This is a genomic window from Escherichia sp. E2661 (assembly GCF_004745185.1).
Lineage (GTDB): Bacteria > Pseudomonadota > Gammaproteobacteria > Enterobacterales > Enterobacteriaceae > Escherichia.
The window spans coordinates 337,180-358,508 of the sequence record NZ_PDIG01000019.1; the positions used below are offsets into that span (position 1 = coordinate 337,180).

The 21,329-nt window shown below is 51.6% G+C and carries 17 protein-coding genes and 4 pseudogenes; 10 read left to right on the forward strand and 11 right to left on the reverse strand.

Features of this window, described 5'->3' with window-relative positions:
* Window positions 1-2 precede the first annotated feature (2 nt).
* The 4 genes from lyxK to araD are packed head-to-tail and all read left to right on the forward strand — an operon-like array spanning window position 3 to window position 3,700.
* A complete protein-coding gene (gene lyxK, locus CRI63_RS11190; RefSeq protein WP_135519553.1) occupies window positions 3-1,499 on the forward strand; it encodes an L-xylulokinase in 1,497 nt (498 codons plus the stop codon).
* The gene (ulaD, locus tag CRI63_RS11195) at window positions 1,496-2,158 is read left to right on the forward strand and encodes a 3-keto-L-gulonate-6-phosphate decarboxylase UlaD (protein WP_135519555.1); all 663 of its coding nucleotides are present in this window, start codon (window positions 1,496-1,498) and stop codon (window positions 2,156-2,158) included. The genes lyxK and ulaD overlap by 4 nt, the downstream gene beginning before the upstream one ends.
* Window positions 2,151-3,011 carry an L-ribulose-5-phosphate 3-epimerase gene (locus CRI63_RS11200; RefSeq protein WP_135519557.1) on the forward strand — a complete coding sequence of 287 codons (861 nt, stop codon included), beginning with the start codon at window positions 2,151-2,153 and terminating at the stop codon, window positions 3,009-3,011. Before ulaD ends, CRI63_RS11200 begins: the two co-directional genes overlap by 8 nt.
* Complete coding sequence (gene araD, locus CRI63_RS11205; RefSeq protein WP_135519560.1) at window positions 3,005-3,700, forward strand: L-ribulose-5-phosphate 4-epimerase; 696 nt, start codon at window positions 3,005-3,007, stop codon at window positions 3,698-3,700. The genes CRI63_RS11200 and araD overlap by 7 nt, the downstream gene beginning before the upstream one ends.
* A gap of 164 nt (window positions 3,701-3,864) precedes the next feature.
* On the opposite strand, the pseudogene CRI63_RS11210 reads toward araD, so the two are convergent.
* The 4 genes and pseudogenes from CRI63_RS11210 to fdhD all read right to left on the reverse strand — a co-directional run bounded on the left by CRI63_RS11210 (window position 3,865) and on the right by fdhD (window position 10,422).
* A pseudogene (locus CRI63_RS11210) lies at window positions 3,865-4,921 on the reverse strand (YiiG family protein).
* Between the two features lie 210 nt (window positions 4,922-5,131).
* Window positions 5,132-7,438 (reverse strand): hypothetical protein, encoded by a 2,307-nt coding sequence (locus tag CRI63_RS11215; protein WP_135519562.1) that lies wholly within the window; start codon window positions 7,436-7,438, stop codon window positions 5,132-5,134.
* A gap of 1 nt (window position 7,439) precedes the next feature.
* A complete protein-coding gene (locus CRI63_RS11220; protein WP_130223042.1) occupies window positions 7,440-9,275 on the reverse strand; it encodes an ATP-binding protein in 1,836 nt (611 codons plus the stop codon).
* A gap of 310 nt (window positions 9,276-9,585) precedes the next feature.
* Window positions 9,586-10,422, reverse strand: coding sequence for a formate dehydrogenase accessory sulfurtransferase FdhD (gene fdhD / locus CRI63_RS11225; protein ID WP_130258789.1), 837 nt, complete (start codon window positions 10,420-10,422; stop codon window positions 9,586-9,588).
* Window positions 10,423-10,615: 193 nt separating this feature from the next.
* Here fdhD and fdnG point away from each other — a divergent pair.
* The 4 genes and pseudogenes from fdnG (at window position 10,616) to fdhE (ending at window position 16,139) form a co-directional block, all read left to right on the forward strand.
* Window positions 10,616-13,666, forward strand: a pseudogene (fdnG, locus tag CRI63_RS23935) (formate dehydrogenase-N subunit alpha).
* 12 nt (window positions 13,667-13,678) lie between these two features.
* Complete coding sequence (gene fdoH, locus CRI63_RS11245) at window positions 13,679-14,581, forward strand: formate dehydrogenase O subunit beta (RefSeq protein ID WP_000331377.1); 903 nt, start codon at window positions 13,679-13,681, stop codon at window positions 14,579-14,581.
* Complete coding sequence (gene fdoI, locus CRI63_RS11250) at window positions 14,578-15,213, forward strand: formate dehydrogenase cytochrome b556 subunit (RefSeq protein ID WP_130209996.1); 636 nt, start codon at window positions 14,578-14,580, stop codon at window positions 15,211-15,213. Before fdoH ends, fdoI begins: the two co-directional genes overlap by 4 nt.
* Window positions 15,210-16,139 (forward strand): formate dehydrogenase accessory protein FdhE, encoded by a 930-nt coding sequence (fdhE, locus tag CRI63_RS11255; RefSeq protein ID WP_000027708.1) that lies wholly within the window; start codon window positions 15,210-15,212, stop codon window positions 16,137-16,139. The genes fdoI and fdhE overlap by 4 nt, the downstream gene beginning before the upstream one ends.
* A 181-nt stretch (window positions 16,140-16,320) precedes the next feature.
* Here the strand turns inward: fdhE and CRI63_RS24685 are convergent.
* From CRI63_RS24685 to CRI63_RS11270, 3 genes and pseudogenes are all read right to left on the reverse strand, one after another.
* Window positions 16,321-16,419 (reverse strand): annotated as a pseudogene (locus CRI63_RS24685) (hypothetical protein); the annotation flags it as partial.
* Window positions 16,420-16,468: 49 nt separating this feature from the next.
* Window positions 16,469-16,711: a CopG family transcriptional regulator gene (locus CRI63_RS11265; protein WP_135519564.1), complete on the reverse strand. Its 243-nt coding sequence runs from the start codon at window positions 16,709-16,711 to the stop codon at window positions 16,469-16,471.
* Window positions 16,712-16,930: 219 nt separating this feature from the next.
* A complete protein-coding gene (locus CRI63_RS11270; RefSeq protein ID WP_135519566.1) occupies window positions 16,931-17,149 on the reverse strand; it encodes a CopG family transcriptional regulator in 219 nt (72 codons plus the stop codon).
* 398 nt (window positions 17,150-17,547) lie between these two features.
* Between CRI63_RS11270 and CRI63_RS11280 the strand changes: the two genes are divergently transcribed.
* Both CRI63_RS11280 and CRI63_RS11285 read left to right on the forward strand, forming a co-directional pair.
* Window positions 17,548-17,898 (forward strand): type II toxin-antitoxin system HigB family toxin, encoded by a 351-nt coding sequence (locus CRI63_RS11280; RefSeq protein ID WP_135519602.1) that lies wholly within the window; start codon window positions 17,548-17,550, stop codon window positions 17,896-17,898.
* Window positions 17,855-18,310, forward strand: a complete 456-nt coding sequence (locus tag CRI63_RS11285; RefSeq protein WP_130216184.1) for a helix-turn-helix domain-containing protein — start codon at window positions 17,855-17,857, stop codon at window positions 18,308-18,310. Before CRI63_RS11280 ends, CRI63_RS11285 begins: the two co-directional genes overlap by 44 nt.
* Before the next feature lie 10 nt (window positions 18,311-18,320).
* Here CRI63_RS11285 and fabY read toward each other — a convergent pair whose 3' ends face one another.
* The 4 genes and pseudogenes from fabY to yihX form a co-directional block, all read right to left on the reverse strand.
* Window positions 18,321-19,262 (reverse strand): fatty acid biosynthesis protein FabY, encoded by a 942-nt coding sequence (fabY, locus tag CRI63_RS11290; protein WP_001297068.1) that lies wholly within the window; start codon window positions 19,260-19,262, stop codon window positions 18,321-18,323.
* Between the two features lie 44 nt (window positions 19,263-19,306).
* A complete protein-coding gene (gene dtd / locus CRI63_RS11295; protein WP_000560983.1) occupies window positions 19,307-19,744 on the reverse strand; it encodes a D-aminoacyl-tRNA deacylase in 438 nt (145 codons plus the stop codon).
* Window positions 19,741-20,612, reverse strand: a pseudogene (locus CRI63_RS11300) (virulence factor BrkB family protein). The gene dtd and the pseudogene CRI63_RS11300 overlap by 4 nt, the downstream one beginning before the upstream one ends.
* Window positions 20,606-21,205: a glucose-1-phosphatase gene (yihX, locus tag CRI63_RS11305; protein WP_135519570.1), complete on the reverse strand. Its 600-nt coding sequence runs from the start codon at window positions 21,203-21,205 to the stop codon at window positions 20,606-20,608. Before yihX ends, CRI63_RS11300 begins: the two are co-directional and overlap by 7 nt.
* Window positions 21,206-21,329: the final 124 nt, after the last annotated feature.

Consider the following 21,329-nt stretch of genomic DNA (forward strand, 5'->3'; position numbering starts at 1 on the left):
CCATGACGCAATACTGGCTGGGGTTAGATTGTGGCGGTAGCTGGCTGAAAGCCGGACTGTATGACCGCGAAGGCCGGGAGGCAGGCGTGCAGCGCCTGCCGCTGTGCGCATTAAGCCCGCAGCCAGGTTGGGCAGAGCGCGATATGGCAGAACTGTGGCAATGCTGCACTGCTGTCATTCGCACCCTGCTTACCCATTCCGGTGTCAGCGGGGAACAAATAGTGGGTATCGGTATCTCCGCACAGGGAAAGGGCTTGTTTTTGCTGGATAAAAACAACAAGCCGCTCGGTAATGCCATATTGTCCTCGGATCGCCGGGCGATGGGAATCGTTCGTCGCTGGCAGGAAGATGGCGTCCCGGAAAAACTCTACCCGTTGACCCGACAGACCTTATGGACCGGGCATCCGGTGTCGCTGTTACGCTGGCTAAAAGAGCACGAACCGGAGCGCTACACACAAATTGGCTGCGTGATGATGACGCACGACTACCTGCGCTGGTGTTTAACCGGCGTCAAAGGTTGCGAAGAGAGCAATATTTCCGAGTCCAATCTCTACAACATGAGTCTTGGGGAATATGACCCGTGCCTCACCGACTGGCTGGGGATCGGTGAAATCAATCACGCCCTGCCGCCTGTTGTCGGATCTGCCGAAATCTGCGGGGAGATCACCGCCCAGACAGCCGCCCTGACCGGTCTGAAAGCGGGTACGCCCGTTGTCGGCGGCCTGTTTGATGTGGTTTCCACCGCACTCTGCGCCGGGATCGAAGACGAATTCACCCTCAATGCGGTGATGGGGACCTGGGCGGTGACCAGCGGTATAACCAGCGGTTTAGGTGACGGTGAAGCGCATCCGTATGTCTATGGCCGCTACGTTAATGACGGTGAATTTATCGTTCACGAAGCCAGCCCCACCTCTTCCGGCAATCTCGAATGGTTTACCGCACAGTGGGGAGAAATCTCGTTTGATGAGATTAACCAGGCCGTTGCCAGCTTGCCGAAAGCCAGTGGCGATCTCTTTTTCCTGCCGTTCCTGTACGGCAGCAACGCCGGACTCGAGATGACCAGCGGTTTCTACGGGATGCAGGCCATTCACACCCGCGCACACCTGTTGCAGGCCATTTATGAAGGCGTGGTGTTCAGCCATATGACCCACCTCAACCGGATGCGCGAACGTTTTACTGATGTGCACACCCTGCGCGTCACTGGCGGCCCGGCGCATTCCGATGTCTGGATGCAAATGTTGGCGGACGTCAGCGGCTTACGAATCGAATTGCCGCAGGTTGAAGAAACCGGCTGTTTTGGCGCGGCGCTTGCCGCCCGCGTCGGCACCGGGGTTTATCGCGATTTCAGCGAAGCCCAACGAGGCTTACAGCACCCGGTACGCACCCTGCTGCCGGATATGACCGCGCATCAGCTTTACCAACAAAAATACCAACGCTATCAGCATCTCATTGCCGCACTTCAGGGTTATCACACCCGCATCAAGGAGCACACATTATGAGCAGACCACTTCTGCAACTGGCCCTCGACCACTCATCACTTGAGGCCGCACAGCGCGACGTTACGCTGTTAAAAGACAGCGTCGATATTGTTGAAGCGGGCACCATTCTCTGCTTAAACGAAGGGCTTGGCGCGGTGAAAGCCTTGCGCGAACAGTGCCCGGACAAAATCATCGTTGCTGACTGGAAGGTCGCCGACGCTGGTGAAACACTCGCTCAACAAGCATTTACCGCAGGTGCTAACTGGATGACCATCATCTGCGCCGCGCCGCTCGCCACGGTAGAAAAAGGCCACGCCATGGCGCAGAACTGCGGCGGTGAAATTCAGATAGAGCTGTTTGGTAACTGGACGCTGGACGACGCCCGCGACTGGCATCGTATTGGCGTGCGGCAGGCGATTTATCATCGTGGTCGTGACGCGCAGGCCAGCGGGCAACAGTGGGGCGAGGCCGATCTGGCACGCATGAAAGCGCTTTCTAATATCGGCCTTGAGCTTTCCATTACTGGCGGGATTACCCCTGCTGACCTGCCATTGTTTAAAGAGATCCGCGTGAAAGCATTTATAGCCGGGCGGGCGCTGGCAGGCGCTGCAAATCCAGCGCAGGTAGCTGGCGATTTCCATGCACAAATCGACGCTATCTGGGGAGGCGCACGTGCGTAATCATCCGTTAGGGATTTATGAAAAAGCGCTGGCGAAAGATCTCTCCTGGCCGGAGCGGCTGGTGCTGGCAAAAAGCTGTGGCTTTGATTTTGTCGAAATGTCGGTGGATGAAACCGACGAACGTTTGTCACGCCTTGACTGGAGCGCCGCACAACGTGCTTCGCTGGTCACTGCGATGATCGAAACGGGTGCTGCTATTCCGTCAATGTGCCTGTCCGCACATCGTCGTTTTCCTTTTGGCAGCCGGGACGAAGCGGTGCGCGAACGAGCGCGGGAGATCATGAGTAAAGCGATTCGCCTGGCGCGCGATCTCGGCATTCGCACCATCCAGTTGGCGGGTTACGACGTCTATTACGAAGACCATGACGAAGGCACGCAGCAACGCTTTGCTGAAGGGCTGGCGTGGGCGGTTGAACAGGCCGCCGCTGCGCAGGTAATGCTGGCGGTAGAGATCATGGATACCGCGTTTATGAACTCCATCAGCAAATGGAAAAAGTGGGACGAGATGCTCGCCTCGCCGTGGTTCACCGTCTACCCGGACGTCGGCAATCTTAGCGCCTGGGGCAATGATGTTCCCGCCGAACTGAAACTGGGCATTGATCGTATCGCCGCGATCCACCTGAAAGACACCCAGCCAGTTACCGAGCAAAGTCCCGGACAGTTCCGCGACGTGCCGTTTGGCGAAGGCTGCGTCGATTTCGTTGGCATCTTTAAAACGCTGCATGAACTGAACTATCGCGGATCATTTCTGATTGAGATGTGGACCGAAAAAGCCAACGAGCCGGTACTGGAGATTATTCAGGCACGGCGGTGGATTGAAGCGCGTATGCAGGAGGCTGGATTTCTATGTTAGAGCAACTGAAAGCCGACGTGCTGGCGGCAAATCTGGCGCTTCCCGCTCACCATCTGGTGACGTTCACCTGGGGCAATGTCAGCGCGGTAGACGAAACGCGGCAATGGATGGTGATCAAGCCTTCCGGCGTCGAGTATGAAGTGATGACCGCCGACGATATGGTGGTGGTTGAGATAGCCAGCGGTAAGGTGGTGGAAGGCAGCAAAAAGCCTTCGTCCGACACGCCAACGCATCTGGCACTCTACCGTCGCTATGCCGAAATCGGTGGCATTGTGCATACCCACTCGCGCCACGCCACCATCTGGTCGCAGGCCGGGCTGGATCTCCCCGCCTGGGGCACCACGCACGCCGATTATTTTTATGGTGCAATCCCCTGTACACGCCAGATGACCGCAGAGGAGATCAACGGCGAGTATGAATACCAGACCGGTGAAGTAATCATTGAAACCTTTGAAGAGCGCGGCAGGAGTCCAGCGCAAATTCCGGCGGTGCTGGTGCATTCTCACGGCCCGTTCGCCTGGGGAAAAAATGCCGCCGATGCGGTGCATAACGCCGTGGTGCTGGAAGAATGCGCCTATATGGGACTGTTCTCACGCCAGCTCTCGCCGCAGCTTCCTGCCATGCAAAACGAACTGCTGGATAAACACTACCTGCGTAAGCATGGGGCCAATGCTTATTACGGGCAATAATCTCTCACGCCGGGGCTTCATCGCCCCGGTACTATGAATTGATATACTCCCGTATCCGCACAACACCGCCACTTCGGTTAGCAGCTCGTCTGTTGCGCTGGCTCGGTCAGGCTGATGTCCACTGCCGTATCCGACATTACATTGATCAGCAAAATCAAAAATGTTTAACGCAGGCGATTATAATCATCGACCATTTCGTTGTACTCGCGTAATGCTTTCGGGAAAGAATCCTGGACCATCCAGCTTGAATTTGCATCCTGAAGTTGCTCTTTATCCCAGTCAGAGTACGGGACTTTATCTCTGACGCGGCGAACATATTTTTTAGCCTCGAGCTGATATTGATCTGCCGAATTAATGAACGAGAAATTCATGCCACCTTTATCCGCGTCTTTGGCCTGCGCCACCAGCGTTTCAAGTTCAGTCACTTTCTTCATTGCCGCTTCGGCATCAAACTTATCTTGCGATATCAGGTTATTAATTTGTTTCGCTGAAATCATGACCGCCAGAGAGTAGTAGTTGAATGTTTTCCCTTCTCTTTGTTCAATATTTTTCAGTTCCGCAAGCTGGCGCTTATCATTAATTTCCTGAATTGCCGCATGATAAGATTCTGCTACAGGTTCAAAGGCTTCAATATTTTTTAAGAATGTCTGGTGCAGCGTTTTCCCTTTGGCAAACGCATCGTCTTTATAATTTTCCTGAGTGTAATATTTATCCATTTCGTTAATAGTATTACCCAACGCCACGGCAGCATCGATATAACCCACCGCCACGCCATCAATAGGTTGCAGCGCAGGTGTTAACGCCACAGCACTTTTTACGCCTTTTTCACACTCAGAGAGATTGGATTCACTGATGCCATAGATGCCATAAACAGTACTCTCTTTACCGGTAGGCCCCTGTTTAAAATCTTTCAGCCAGTCAGCATAACGCGCCAGACTGCGCTGTACCGGGATCTGTAACTTGTTGTAGCACTTGATATAAATATCCATTTTTTCGTCGAAAACCGCTTGTTCATCGACCACCGGTTGCGCAGGTGTTTCAGGTTTAGCTTCTGCTTTTGCAACGGGGGGCTTCAGTAGGTTTCGCTTCAGGAGCGGGAGCGGCAGGTTGACTATTGGCGGGCGGGGGAGTTTCTGTTTCGGTTTTTTTATCATCACAGCCAGTGATACCGAGGGCCATTATAGCGACTATAATAGCGGAAGATAATAAATTCCTTTTCATTTAATTGCCTTATAAATAGATAAATAAGAGAGTGAATATAATAAATGAAAAAAGAAAATGTCACTACACGCGTTTTGTTTATAAATAAATTGATAATATTCACAAAATGAATGAGTCCTGTAATTTAATTTCTAAATCACAGGACTTATTTTAATTAACGGCACAACCCTGGCGAGAGGGAGTGTCATCTCCCCCGCCATTAATCACGCACTACATCCCATAACGCTCGGCAATAGCAGCATGTTTCTCTTCATTCGCGCCTGCTTCTTTGGCAAGACGCCACCAGCACAACGGATGTTCCCAGTCAGCGGTCAATTCGTGCAAGGTCTTATCGATATCACCTTTAGAAACTAAACGCGGCGCACTGACAACAAAGTAGAATGCGGGAAGTGGCTGCGCATCTTCACCCTGATGACTGTCCGTTAACGCATAGTCATCATTACTGTTGCTCCAGTAGTACCAGTTTCGTTCACGAAGCGCCTCACGGAAGGCATTAAACTGTTCTTCACCAGGCATAACACCTTCGCAGAACCAGGACTCGCCGTACTCGGTCGGGATAATGGTTTTCAGACACCCATAAAGTGGCGTGAAATTCTTCTGCTCTTCTTCGTCTTCAGGTCGGGTATTCAACATTTCTGCATCGAATACCACAACTTCATCAACATGTTGCGGATAATCGGTCCGGTAAGTCGGCTCTATAATCCTTGCTGTTACCGGCCCAATGCGTTGAGCATAGTAATAGCGGTATTCGTAATTTTCCCGGAAGCGAATGTTTAGCAGCCCCCATTTTTCGTCGATGAAACCTTCGCCTTCTGTGAGTTCGATTTCCAGTTCAGCAGCAATAGCACGCACCAGATCCCACTGTTGTAAGATGCTGGCGGTCGCCATGATATCCCACTGGAGATTACGAATATCTTCTTCACGGCTAATCATCAGTTGCTGCAATTGCTGTAAATAATCCAGCTGTCGCTCCCAGGCTTCCTGTTTTTGTGCTGCCCAGGAACACATGCGATAAACGCCGACCCACTCACGCCCTTTTTCGTTTTCCAGCAACTGTTGCCCAATCGACTCCAGTTCACTCCAGTCTTCCTGTTGGTTGATCACCCGCGCACGGAACCACAGTGCCATATGTAGCAGACCCGCCTGTTCATACAGCTTCGCCAGGTGCTCGATCGCTTGCTGATCGCCACGGTTAAGCAAGAGATCCAGTAGATCGAAGCAAAGGCCGTTATCTTCCTGAAGATGGCTTTCAACGTGGCGTTGCAGAAGTTCGATCGACTCATTAATCGCATTACAGGCGTTTAACGCATTGACCAGTTTGCCCAGCAATTCCGCATCATCTGGCGTGTTCAGATAAGCGCGACGGAATATCTCTACGTCTTTTTCTGGATCTGGCTGCGTTTCTTCATCGCTATTTTCAGGGACTTCTACAACCGGACGAGCAAGCAACTCCGCCTCTTTGGCGGCGATTTTTTCACTCAGTTCGAGAAACTCGCGATCAACGCCCACTAACGAACGTAATTTCGGCATGTGCCGTTGGGCCTGTTTCATCGCCATTTTGGCCACCCAGACGGATTCACGCTCCAGCGCCAGAGTGATTTGCAGTTTTGCCAGATTCACCACTTTGCGGTGCGCTCCGGCCTGTGAACGATGTTCCAATATTTGTTGGATGATGCGCGCCAACTGCCAGCTGTTTCTTTCTGGATGGCGGGGAAGTAACACGGTGATTATCTTCACCCACATGCCCCACGAATAGGGAGTCAGATCTGACCAACGCGGCAATTCCTCCCAGACTTCTTCGTCCTGCCCGCATAACGCCATAATGTACAGTTTTTTGAGATGATAATTGATGCGATCACGGCCCCAGTAATCATTCTCTTTTGCCAGTTCATCAATCAGTTCACGAGCTTCATCGTAGCGCTGAAGGGCAACCAAAATATCAGCGCGTGTTGCCAGCAGCGCTTCTAAATATTCACTCCCCGATGCTTTCACCGCCTCGATTTGCCTGTCGATATAAACCAACGCTTCTTCTGTTTTGTTGGAGTCCACCAGTGCACTGGCATACTCGCAGGATAAACACATAAAGCAGCTCCAGGTCGGATCAATGCGCGCAATGGTTTCTTCACATACTGCCATGCGTTCATTCGCCCAGCCTGGACCATCGATATTTTCGTAGCAGGCTGATAAATCCTGGGTAACGCAAATGGATTGCGGGCAATCCTTCGCCTCTTCCCGGTGCGCTTTTTCAAACAGCGCTACCACGTCTGGCAGCACTTTTTCGCCTTCTTCATAGTTAGTCAGGCGATGACGCATCTCCCAGTGACCGATAAATATTTCCAGCCACGGATTTTTAGCTACTTGATTCAGCGCTTTCATTTCCGGCAATAGCGAATCGCATTTTTCTATTTGCAGGTGCAAAACACTTTCTGAAAAATCATCAATAAGCTGCGGAATATATTCTTGCCCGGCATCGCGCAACTCCTGACTATATTTGTTGTACCACTCCCATGTATCCATTTTATTTTCCTTGATTAATTAAGACAGGAATAACCTGAGTAAAATCTTCCAGTGCCTGGTGTAAATCCCACTGCTGTTCTTTATTACCGCTGGAGCACAAAATCACTTTCAGCGATTTTAATAACCGTAATGCTGCCGCTGGCTGCTGATGCTGTTGTAAGGCCGTCACCAGTTGCATGACACAGGGGTTATTAAGATTGATATACAGACTTGAGGTTTTCGTTTTTTGGATTTGCGAGGTAAATTGCCGCGCCAGCATTAACGCTGCGGTACTGATGCGTTTATCTGCGTCATCCTGTTCGAGAATTTGTTTTAATTCTGCTTCGCGGTCTGGCGTGACCACGAGCGGTAAAACCGCTGGTTCGAAGCGAGAGATAATTAATTGCTCGCCATCGCAGAGATGCTCTTCCAGATAAGCCACCTGCTCTTCGGGTAATTCTGCCAGGCTGAACAACTGCTCATTACCTGTTTGCGTACCGACTTCGATAATCCGGCAGTGATATAACAGCGCCCAACGGCGTAAAAATGGCACCACCGCATAGCGATCGCCACGGGCGACCGGTCGTTGCAGAATGTGGAACAACATCTCTTCAAAACCGCCGTCGCGGCTTAACAGAATATGAATGCTGTTATTCACGCGTAAATCCTTCGCCAGCAGCGCGCCTTTTGACGTTGGCACCTGCAAGCGATCTTTGAGCAAATCAAACAGGCGGTCATCACACAATGCCGCGCCCAGCAACGCTTCGTTATGGCGCATTAATACACGCCGCCAGATTTCTGGCTGATTTTGTGCGAGATCGGACAAACCAGAAATCAGCGCCTCTTTTAACGCCTCTTGTACCGCAACCCAGGTTTCATCCCGCTGGAGATCTTCCCGGCTCGCCGTCGGCGTCAGTTTCGATGACTCAATCACGCCGCCAATAAATCCGGCCCAGGGCGGTAACAACTCACGCGCTTCATCATCCAGTAACATGCCGCGCAAAAACAACGACAGGTTGCGGTTATCGCTGGTGCCGTAGGTCGCGCCATCCTGAATCCATAAAATCCCAACCGCGTCGCTCATTCCCGCTGGCACCACCGGAATGGTGCAAATCGGTTCGAAGGAGGATTCAAACTGGGCGGCAAAGGCGAGATTTTTACGCTGTACCAGCGCGCGGTGCATGGTTACGCCTTCGGGGGCAACGTCACGCCACGGTGGTTGAAGTTTATTTACCGGCTCGCTGGCATCGCCGACATAGACCGGTTCGTGCAGCAATATGCAGTAGCGGGAAAGAACGCGGTTCAACAAATTATTACTCGCCAGATGGCTGTACTCTTCCTTGAGCGTCAGAATCACCTGCGTTCCCGTTTCCGAGGACTGATGCGGCGTAACGGTATATTTTTGCCCGTCGGTAGAGTGGTATTTCCAGCTCTGATCCGGCGTTTGCCAGGATGTGGTCAACACCGTGACCTCTTTTGCCAGTACAAAGGCCGACAAAAAACCGAGGCCGAACATACCAATTAAACCGGTGTTGTCATCCTGCTGACGCAACATTCGGGTATAACCCACGCCCACTGTCGCCAGGAAGCCGTGAATTTCGCTTTCTGTCAGTCCCGCACCGGTATCGGTAATAGTGATAGTGGACTTCGCCACGTCAGCCACCACACGAATTTGGTTATCCTTTGGCGCATCGGGCTGCTCAATCCTGCGGCGCACAATCGCATCATGGCCGTTCTGCACCAGCTCGCGCACGGCAACCACGGGAGTGGAGTAAAGATGCTTGCTGAGCACCTCAATTAAGCCGTTTAAATTAACTTCTGTAGAATATGAACTGCCAGGTAACTGTAATGTACTCATTTTTCAATACTCATAATCCATCACCTACTATTGAAAATACATTGCTGTTTTTACAACCGGTGCAAGGTTTGTTATTTTCATTCACGCATCGGAAACATTTATTTATTGATGCGATGATTAAAACAAAATGTCTTATATAAATAATGATTAATTCTTAAAGGATTAATGCGACTGGAGTATATCGATATAAATCGGAGTTAACGAGATAATTTCTTGTGATGAAATTATTATTTGAATGCTGAATAATATATTGAGGATTATTTAATAGAAAAATAAAACCGCAATCCAGAATCAGAATTGCGGTATTTCTTTAATTATGAATCAAACGCTGCGGATGGGTATAAACCGTTGCCCGCCCCGGCTTACAAAAGCCCACCAGCGTCAAATTACAGCGTTCAGCCACTTCTACAGCAAGCGTGGTCGCGGCAGACACCGCAAACAAAATCTCTACGCCGCACATCGCCGACTTTTGCACCATTTCATAACTGGCACGGCTGGAAACCAGCACCGCACCTTGCTGCCAGCTTTCACCTTCTTGCGCCCGGCGGCCTAACAGTTTATCCAGCGCCACATGGCGGCCCACGTCTTCATGCCCGCCTGCCAGTTCGCCAGATGGCAACATCCAGGCTGCGGCGTGGGTACAACCGGTCAGTTGCCCCACTGGCTGGAAGTCGGTGAGTTGGCGCAACGCATCATCCAGTTTGTTGAGATCAAATGTCTGAGTGAACGGCAGCGGCTGCACCGGTTTACCGATGTCATTAAGTTGCTCCACGCCGCATACGCCACAGCCCGTGCGCCCGGCCAGCGCGCGGCGGCGCTCTTTAAGCCCCATAAAACGGCGGCTGGACAGCTCAATTTGCACTTCCAGACCGTTACAGGAAGGAACAACATCCATGCCGAAGATATCGCGTGGGCTTTCGATAATTCCTTCGGAAAGCGAAAAACCGAGCGCAAACAGTTCAAGGTCTTTGGGCGACGCCATCATCACCACGTGCGAAATGCCGTTGTAGACCAACGCAACGGGAACTTCTTCCGCCACCTCATCTAACCGTGGGTGTTGTAAATCGTCACGACGCCATAACTCAATTTGGCTAACGCCTGTGACATTTGTCACATTTTTGACTTCTTTTTGCCGTGTTTTTTTCACTTTATATTAACCAGATAAGAACACACACACCAACATTATGGTATTCTGTTACAAACCCTTCCTGGATGGAGGGAAATTGAGCCAATTCTGGACCTTTGCGGCCCCTTCCGCAAAGAAAAATAACTCCCACTCCCTGCACACTCAGCAAGCGAATGTAAATGGGACGTGACAATGTCGAAACAAGGAGCAATCCATGCAGGTCAGCAGAAGGCAGTTCTTTAAGATCTGCGCTGGCGGTATGGCAGGCACCACGGCAGCGGCACTGGGTTTTGCACCCAGCGTAGCACTCGCGGAAACCCGGCAGTATAAACTGCTGCGCACCCGCGAAACCCGTAATACCTGCACCTATTGTTCCGTAGGCTGTGGGCTGTTGATGTACAGCCTCGGTGACGGAGCAAAAAACGCCAAAGCATCTATCTTCCATATCGAAGGCGATCCGGATCACCCCGGTCAACCGCGGTGCACTTTGTCCGAAAGGCGCTGGCCTGGTGGATTTCATCCACTCCGAAAGCCGTCTGAAGTTTCCGGAATACCGTGCGCCAGGTTCTGATAAATGGCAGCAAATCAGTTGGGAAGAGGCGTTTGATCGCATCGCCAAACTGATGAAAGAAGACCGCGATGCTAACTACATTGCGCAAAACGCCGAAGGCGTGACTGTTAACCGCTGGCTCTCCACCGGGATGCTGTGTGCTTCCGCGTCGAGTAACGAAACCGGCTATTTAACGCAAAAATTCTCCCGCGCGCTGGGTATGCTCGCGGTCGACAACCAGGCGCGTGTCTGACACGGACCAACGGTAGCAAGTCTTGCTCCAACATTTGGTCGCGGTGCGATGACCAACCACTGGGTCGACATCAAGAACGCCAACCTCGTCGTGGTGATGGGCGGTAACGCCGCTGAAGCTCACCCGGTCGGGTTCCGCTGGGCGATGGAAGCCAAAATTCACAATGGCGCGAAGCTGATTGTGATCGATCCTCGCTTTACGCGTACGGCTGCGGTGGCTGACTACTATGCCCCTATTCGTTCCGGTACTGACATTGCTTTCCTGTCAGGCGTATTGCTGTACCTGCTGAACAATGAAAAATTCAACCGCGAATACACCGAAGCCTATACCAACGCCAGCCTGATCGTGCGTGAGGATTACGGCTTTGAAGATGGCCTGTTCACCGGCTACGACGCGGAAAAACGCAAGTACGATAAATCCAGCTGGACCTACGAACTGGACGAAAACGGCTTCGCCAAACGCGATACCACGCTGCAACATCCGCGCTGCGTGTGGAACTTGCTGAAACAGCACGTTTCCCGCTACACACCAGATGTGGTTGAAAACATCTGTGGTACGCCAAAAGACGCGTTCCTGAAAGTCTGCGAATATATCGCCGAAACCAGTGCTCACGATAAAACTGCCTCGTTCCTCTACGCGCTCGGCTGGACGCAACACTCCGTTGGTGCGCAAAACATTCGTACGATGGCGATGATCCAGTTGCTACTCGGCAATATGGGCATGGCAGGCGGCGGCGTTAACGCCCTGCGCGGTCACTCCAACATTCAGGGGCTGACGGACCTGGGGCTGCTGTCGCAGAGCCTGCCAGGTTACATGACGCTGCCAAGCGAGAAGCAGACCGATCTGCAAACCTACCTCGCCGCCAGCACGCCGAAACCGCTGCTGGAAGGCAGGTTAACTACTGGAGCAACTACCCGAAATTCTTCGTCTCCATGATGAAGGCCTTCTTTGGTGATAAAGCAACGGCGGAAAATAGCTGGGGCTTTGACTGGTTGCCGAAGTGGGATAAAGGCTACGACGTCCTGCAATACTTCGAGATGATGAAAGAGGGCAAGGTCAATGGCTATATCTGCCAGGGCTTTAACCCGGTTGCCTCATTCCCGAACAAAAACAAAGTGATCGGTTGTCTGTCGAAACTGAAGTTCCTCGTGACCATCGACCCACTGAATACTGAAACCTCCAACTTCTGGCAGAACCACGGTGAGCTGAACGAAGTTGACTCGTCGAAGATCCAGACCGAAGTGTTCCGTCTGCCATCGACCTGCTTCGCGGAAGAGAACGGTTCTATCGTTAACTCAGGTCGCTGGTTACAGTGGCACTGGAAAGGTGCGGACGCCCCGGGTATTGCGCTGACTGACGGCGAGATCCTCTCCGGTATCTTCCTGCGCTTGCGCAAGATGTATGCCGAACAGGGTGGCGCGAACCCGGACCAGGTGCTGAACATGACATGGAACTACGCCATTCCGCATGAGCCATCTTCAGAAGAAGTGGCGATGGAGAGCAACGGTAAGGCGCTGGCCGATATTACCGATCCGGCAACCGGTGCGGTTATCGTCAAGAAAGGCCAACAACTTAGCTCGTTTGCCCAACTGCGCGATGACGGTACAACCTCCTGTGGCTGCTGGATTTTCGCCGGTAGCTGGACGCCGGAAGGCAACCAGATGGCGCGTCGTGATAACGCCGATCCGTCTGGCCTCGGTAACACGCTGGGCTGGGCATGGGCATGGCCGCTTAACCGCCGCATTCTGTATAACCGCGCCTCCGCAGATCCGCAGGGTAACCCGTGGGATCCGAAGCGTCAGTTGCTGAAATGGGACGGCACTAAGTGGACCGGCTGGGATATTCCGGACTACAGCGCAGCGCCTCCGGGCAGCGGCGTCGGGCCGTTTATCATGCAGCAGGAAGGCATGGGGCGTCTGTTTGCCCTCGATAAGATGGCGGAAGGTCCGTTCCCGGAACACTACGAGCCGTTTGAAACGCCGCTGGGAACTAACCCGCTGCATCCAAACGTTATCTCGAACCCGGCTGCGCGAATCTTTAAAGACGACGCCGAAGCATTGGGTAAAGCCGATAAGTTCCCGTATGTCGGAACCACCTATCGTCTGACCGAGCACTTCCACTACTGGACCAAACACGCGCTGTTGAACGCGATTTTGCAGCCAGAACAGTTTGTGGAAATCGGTGAGTCGCTGGCGAATAAACTTGGCATTGCCCAGGGCGATACCGTGAAAGTCTCCTCCAACCGTGGCTATATCAAAGCCAAAGCGGTGGTGACCAAACGTATTCGCACGCTGAAAGCGAACGGCAAAGATATCGATACCATCGGTATTCCGATTCACTGGGGCTATGAAGGCGTAGCTAAGAAAGGCTTTATTGCCAATACGTTAACGCCATTCGTTGGTGATGCGAACACGCAGACGCCGGAGTTTAAGTCCTTCCTTGTGAATGTGGAAAAGGTGTAACGGAGACGACATATGGCTTATCAATCTCAAGATATCATTCGTCGTTCCGCGACTAACGGTCTGACCCCCGCGCCTCAGGCGCGGGACTTCCAGGAAGAAGTGGCGAAACTCATCGACGTCACCACCTGTATCGGCTGTAAAGCCTGTCAGGTAGCGTGTTCAGAGTGGAACGACATTCGCGATACCGTCGGCAATAACATTGGGGTGTACGACAACCCCAATGATTTAAGTGCCAAATCGTGGACGGTGATGCGCTTCTCGGAAGTGGAGCAGAACGACAAACTGGAATGGCTGATCCGCAAAGACGGCTGTATGCACTGTTCCGATCCAGGCTGCCTGAAAGCGTGCCCGGCGGAAGGTGCAATTATTCAGTATGCCAACGGTATCGTCGACTTCCAGTCCGAGCAGTGCATTGGCTGCGGTTATTGCATTGCGGGCTGTCCGTTCGACATTCCGCGCCTCAACCCGGAAGACAACCGCGTCTACAAATGTACGCTGTGCGTTGACCGCGTGGTGGTTGGGCAAGAACCAGCCTGCGTGAAGACCTGCCCAACGGGCGCGATTCACTTCGGTACGAAAGAGTCGATGAAAACGCTGGCGAGCGAGCGCGTGGCGGAGCTGAAAACCCGCGGTTACGACAATGCGGGTCTGTACGATCCGGCAGGCGTCGGTGGTACACACGTCATGTACGTGCTGCACCATGCTGACAAGCCAAATCTGTATCATGGCTTGCCGGAGAACCCGGAAATCAGCGAAACCGTGAAATTCTGGAAAGGCATCTGGAAACCGCTCGCGGCTGTTGGCTTTGCGGCTACCTTTGCGGCCAGTATCTTCCACTACGTGGGTGTCGGTCCGAACCGTGCGGATGAGGAAGAGAATAATCTGCACGAAGAGAAAGACGAGGAGCGCAAATGAAACGACGTGACACCATCGTGCGCTACACCGCGCCGGAACGTATCAACCACTGGGTCACCGCCTTCTGTTTCATCCTGGCGGCGGTGAGCGGGCTGGGGTTTTTCTTCCCCTCCTTCAACTGGTTGATGCAAATCATGGGCACACCGCAGCTGGCGCGCATTCTGCACCCGTTTGTCGGCGTGGTTATGTTTGCCTCGTTCATCATCATGTTTTTCCGTTACTGGCATCACAACCTAATCAATCGGGATGATATCTTTTGGGCGAAGAATATTCGTAAGATCGTCGTCAACGAGGAAGTAGGTGACACCGGGCGTTATAACTTCGGTCAGAAATGCGTTTTCTGGGCGGCGATTATTTTCCTGGTTCTGCTGCTGGTGAGCGGCGTGATTATCTGGCGTCCTTATTTTGCGCCTGCTTTCTCAATCCCGGTGATCCGATTCGCGTTAATGCTGCATTCATTTGCCGCAGTGGCGTTAATTGTGGTTATCATGGTGCATATCTACGCCGCCCTTTGGGTGAAAGGCACGATTACCGCCATGGTGGAAGGATGGGTTACCAGCGCCTGGGCGAAGAAACATCACCCGCGCTGGTACCGTGAGGTCCGCAAGACAACGGAAAAGAAAGCTGAATGAGTATTCGCATAATCCCGCAAGATGAGCTGGGTTCGAGCGAGAAACGTACGGCGGATATGATTCCGCCGTTATTGTTCCCTCGGCTCAAGAATTTATACAACCGCCGCGCCGAGCGTCTGCGCGAGCTGGCAGAAAATAATCCGCTGGGTGATTACCTGCGCTTTGCTGCGCTTATCGCCCACGCCCAGGAAGTGGTGCTGTACGACCATCCGCTGGAGATGGATCTGACTGCACGCATTAAAGAAGCCAGCGCACAGGGCAAGCCCCCGCTGGATATTCACGTTCTGCCGCGTGATAAGCACTGGCAAAAGCTGCTGATGGCGCTGATTGCTGAGCTGAAACCTGAAATGAGCGGCCCGGCGCTGGCAGTGATTGAGAATCTGGAGAAGGCATCGACCCAGGAGCTGGAAGATATGGCCAGCGCACTGTTTGCCTCTGATTTCTCGTCCGTCAGCAGCGATAAAGCGCCGTTTATCTGGGCTGCACTGTCGCTCTACTGGGCGCAGATGGCCAATCTGATCCCCGGCAAAGCCCGCGCTGAATACGGCGAACAACGTCAATATTGCCCGGTTTGTGGTTCTATGCCGGTGTCCAGCATGGTGCAAATTGGTACCACTCAGGGGCTGCGTTATCTGCACTGCAACCTGTGTGAAACCGAATGGCACGTAGTGCGCGTAAAATGCAGCAACTGCGAGCAGAGCGGCAAACTGCATTACTGGTCGCTGGATGACGAACAGGCCGCGATTAAAGCCGAAAGCTGCGATGACTGCGGCACTTACCTGAAGATTCTTTATCAGGAAAAAGAACCGAAAGTTGAAGCCGTGGCAGATGACCTCGCCTCTCTGGTCCTGGACGCGCGAATGGAGCAAGAAGGCTACGCCCGTAGTTCCATCAACCCGTTCCTGTTTCCGGGTGAAGGGGAGTAATCTCTGACGTTTTCCGGGTGGCGCAGGTCGCCCGGATTACAGCTTATAGGGTGTGACGACACCATCTCTCGTATTCCGCGTTATCCATTCAAGACCATGTCGCCAATGTCTGTTTGCCCTCAATTTACCCACCAACACATCAATAAGGTTATGGGTATGAGACTGATGACAAGCGTAAGATTGCCTGATGCGCTACGCTTATCAGGCCTACCAATAAACTACAACACATTGAATTTGCAGGACTTTGTAGGCCGGATAAGGCGTTCACGCCGCATCCGGCATGAACAACGCGCACGTTGTCAGCAATCTGATTGATATCATTTTTGCCATTACCATTCCTCGCGCAGCTTACGCTGGTATTCGACACCATCTTCCTCACGCCCTTGCCATATGCCAAAAGCACTGGTTATTGCTGTTTGCGATTGATTTACCAGGTATTGATCTACCGCTTCCCGTAATAGCTCCGCACGAGGAAGATTACGCTGCACCTCAAGATCATCAAGTTGCTTAATCACCTCATTCGATAAATCGAGTAAAATTCTGCCCATATCCATACCTGCCAGAGAGTTCATAAATATCTCGCCAATATCATTTTTGAATCTATGGAGAGAAAAGTACCTTTGTCGAATGCTTAAAGAAAGTGCATTTACGTATCACTTTTATTTTTGCGAGGCGTTTTCCAGATATGATGTAACAGTTGCAGTTATTATAAGTTCAAGTAAAACAACCTTGTATTAATACCAGAATAAGGGCATCTGGTTTTTTTATATTCAAGAATAAAAAAATTTTTGTCATTCCTTATGCTCCTTACACTGATCATCAACACCTACTGTCTCGTCCCTTTGCCTGCCGCATTTTGCCTTACGCACCGGAAATTGCTGACGCTCCAGATATTGCTCTACCGCTTCGCGTAAAATTGCAGAGCGCGAAACCTTACGCCAGCCCCTGAGTTTATTCAGCCGTTTAATTGCCTCTTCTGATAAATGAAGAAAAACCGTATTCATCGCCATTGCCACCACCTTATATATATTACTCATTAATGTATGTGCGAAAATTACGCCGGAAAGTTAATTAACGAAAGCGGATTTTTGCATATTGTTTTGTTTTTGCGAGGCGCTTTCCGGATTTTTCACGCCCGTGAATTTCCCTGTTTCCATCCAGCAAAAACGGGCGTATAAAGCTGTGCATTCATACAGCAAAATGAGTTTTACAATGGCACCGGAAAAAGGAATTGCAGAGTTTATCACCACGGATTTTTTCAGCGAGACAGCGCGTACGGCGCTACGGGATGTGGCCTGGAGAGCAGGTAGGTAACTCCGGATCCAGATAAAAATTGTTTTCAACTTGAAAATATCACAGGTCTGCCTTACAGTGTTTTCAGGTTGAAAACTCGCAATGGAATTACACCCTGCATGTTATCAGCCACAAGCCTTTTAACGAGGCGATAAAACGCTTTCCACCTTACGAAGATGCACTTATTGATTTATTAAATCTTCTTGAGAAAACAGCGTTTAGCGATCCGGGTGAGATGAAGAGATATATTCCCTCACTGGATAATTTTAAATACAGAGATAAATGGTGGGTTATTAATATTGCAGGCAATCATTTACGACTTATCACCTATATAGATTTCAGGCTCCAAAAGTGTTTTATCAAACATATTGTTACCCACAATGAATACGACCGACTCACAACCTGGTACCGGAGCCATAAAAATGAGAACCCATCACACTCCAGCAGAAGACTCGGCCAATTTTGAAATGCTGGTTAAGACCTTCACCCACGCAGTGAAAGACATCCCTTTATGTGGCCCTAAAGCGGATCAAGAGGAATACCATAAGGCGCTGAAACTGATCGAATTTTTAGTTGATCGTGACGATCTGGAAAACCCTTTGTTTGAATTACTCTGCGCACGGATACGCGACTATGAAAATAACGCTCCAGAATTTCAGCATTTCAATCAGCGGTTAGCGGCAACCCCTTGTGGCGTAAGTCTGTTAAGGATGCTCATGGATCAACATGGGCTTAAAGCAGCTGATTTGGCACAAGAACTTGGCTCTAAATCCAATGTGAGTAATATTCTTAATGGGCGCCGGGCGCTCACCGTTCGCCATATCAAGGCGTTAAGCGAGCGTTTTAATCTCCCGGCTGAAGCGTTTATTGATAAGTAAAATATCCACCCTACTCTTCTTCGTTCCCGCCCTCTTCATACGGGCCAAATGGCTTCGCGGGCAGAACGATATACGTGCCTTCAAACACTGCACCCGGCGTCTCATCGCCAAAGATTTCGACCTGCATCTGCACGCGCGCTTTTCGTCCGCGCGCCAGACGGTCAAGATCGCCGCTTAAGGCACCAAGGTCGGCTACCGCATGGGGTTTGCCGCTAATCGGCTTGCTGTAGCGGATATGCGCATCGGCAAGAATAATCGTTCCGCCGAGATGGCGTTCGCGCAGCATCAACCAGATTAGCCCCCAACCGGTGAGCGTTGCCAGCGAGAATAAACTCCCGGCAAACAGCGTATGATGCGGATTCTGATTGCCGGTTTCCGGCATGGTGGTGATAAATTTTTGCCCGGTATATTGCTGAATGCGCACGCCCATTTTTTCACTAAGCGGGATGTGTTCATACCACGCTTGTTGCAACTGCGCGCACCAGTCGCCGCGATGCAGAATGTCATCCAGAGTGGCGACGGGTTTAATCATCAAAAAATGGCGAATTGGCGTGGTGGTTGGCGTGGTGATCTCCCCCTGATTAACAAACCCCAGCTTGGCAAAAAACTCCACCGCGTCTTCACGGGCGCTGCAGGTCACGCGCTTAACGCCTTCCTGGCGCGCTACCGACTCCAGGGTCATCGCCATCAGCGTTCCCAGCCCTTTGTCCTGCACGTCGGGATGAACGGCCATAAAGCGAATGGACGCTTCGTTATCGGCATTAATATACAGCCGCCCTACTGCCACCAGATTACCCTGCTCGTCGACGACCATCTGGTGATGCGCCATCGCATCCCAGGCGTCGCGTTCCGAACCTTTTGGTTGATGCAGGGGTTTACGCAACATCTCCCAGCGGAACTGATAGTAGCGCTCTAATTCTTCTTCTGTTTGTGGAACCCGAAGGTGATACATAGCGATACTCTCTCTTGTTTCCCGTGACACACCTGGAAGCTGACTCATACCTGCAACCAGAATGTCACGGGACCATCATTGACCAGCGATACCTGCATATCCGCAGCGAAGCGTCCTGTTTGCGTGTTCATCTCCTGCTGACGGCAGCGTTCGACGAAATAGTCATATAACGCCTCTGCGCGATCCGGTGATGCACCTTTGGAGAAACTTGGGCGCATCCCCCGTTCGGTATCTGCGGCGAGGGTAAACTGGGAAACTACCAGCACACTACCGCCCGCCTGTTGCACGTTGAGGTTCATCTTGCCTTCGGCATCGCTGAAGATACGATAGCCGAGCACACGCTCGCACAGACGGTTTGCTTTCTGTTCGTCGTCATCCTTTTCGACACCCAATAACACCAAAAGTCCCGCGCCAATTTCGCCCGTCACTTCTCCCTCCACGGTGACGCTGGCACGGGTTACGCGTTGAATTAATGCAATCATGGTTCGTCGTCTTCTTCTTGTTCAGCTGCTTGTTTTAGTTTGCGGTATTCCCCGAGAGTGACAGTAATTTCCGCGCCAAGCAAGACGATACACCATGTCCAGTACACCCAGACAAAGAGAATGGGGATCACCGCCAGCACGCCGTAAATGAGCTGATATGACGGGAACATGGTGATATAAAGCGCGAAACCTTTCTTTCCTGCTTCGAACAGGAGTGCGGCGACAAACGCGCCGACAATAGCATCACGATTCGGTACGCGGATGGTGGGAACGATGCTGTAAAGCAACCAAAAGGAGATCCACGACAACAGCAGCGGAAAAATACGCAGCACATTGTCGATGACAGTATTGAGATCGCTCGCCCAACGCAGGGAAAGCAGATAGGAACTGATCGCCAGACTGGCCCCTGCCAGCAGCGGCCCTAACGTCAGGATCATCCAGTACACAGCAAATGAGTAAATTTTTGGCCGTACCCGTTTACTTCGCCAGATGGCATTCAATGCACTATCAATGGAATACATCAACAATAACGCCGTGACGATCAGGCACATGCCCCGACGGCGGTCATCTTGTTGGAATTGGCAACAAACTGTTCAATATATTGCTGGATAACGTCGCCAGTGGCAGGCAGAAAGTTGGCAAAAATAAAGTGACGCAACTGAATGCTGACGTCGGAAAACATGGGAAAAGCGGCGAAAAGCGCAAAAACAACGGCAACCAGCGGCACTAATGAGAGCAACGACACATAGGCAAGATTACCTGCCAGGGTGGTCATGTTGTCCTCATTAATGCGTTGCCAGAGTAGTTTCAGCCAGGCCCATAGCGGACGGGTACGATGCCTGGCTTTTTCATGGATGGTTTTTAGCATAACACCTTCGCGAAATAGTCCGGGATGGTGGTTTTATCTTTCACCAGAATACTGGTAATGCCTAGCTGATTTGCTCCTTCTATATTATCGGCGTTATCGTCGAAAAAGACCGTATCGCTGGGTGAAAAACCTTCTGCCTGCAAAACATGCTGGTAAATTCGCGCTTCAGGTTTGCGCATGCCCAGATCTTGCGAAAGATAGATATGGTCAGCAGCATCACGGATTTCCGGGTATTCCTCCGGCCAGAAGGTAGTATGCAGGCGGTTGGTATTGGAAAGCACCACCACGCGATTCCCCTGCTCACGCAGTTTATGCATGATGGCGATCACTTCCGGGCGCAGCGCGACAAACACCGCCTGCCAGCCGTGGGAAAACTGCTCGTAGCTTAGCGGTAGAGCCATCTCATGGCACATCGCCTCTGCGAACGCTTCATCGCTAATTTCCCCGCGCTCATGCTGATGAAACGCCTCCCCCATATGAAAACTCTTCTTAAGCGATGCCAGCGGAATACGCGTTAAATCGCTCCAGGTTCCCAGCACACGGTTAAAGTCGATATCGACAATCACATTACCTAAATCAAAGATATAGAGCATTTTTGCCTCCTTTCTCGCCACAAGAAATTAACTGTAGCGGGAAAGGATGGGTTTGGCTATGTGGCAATAAGGGTAATCTTGTGATGCTGATTGCGAAAAAGCAGAGTAATTTCACTGGCTTTTT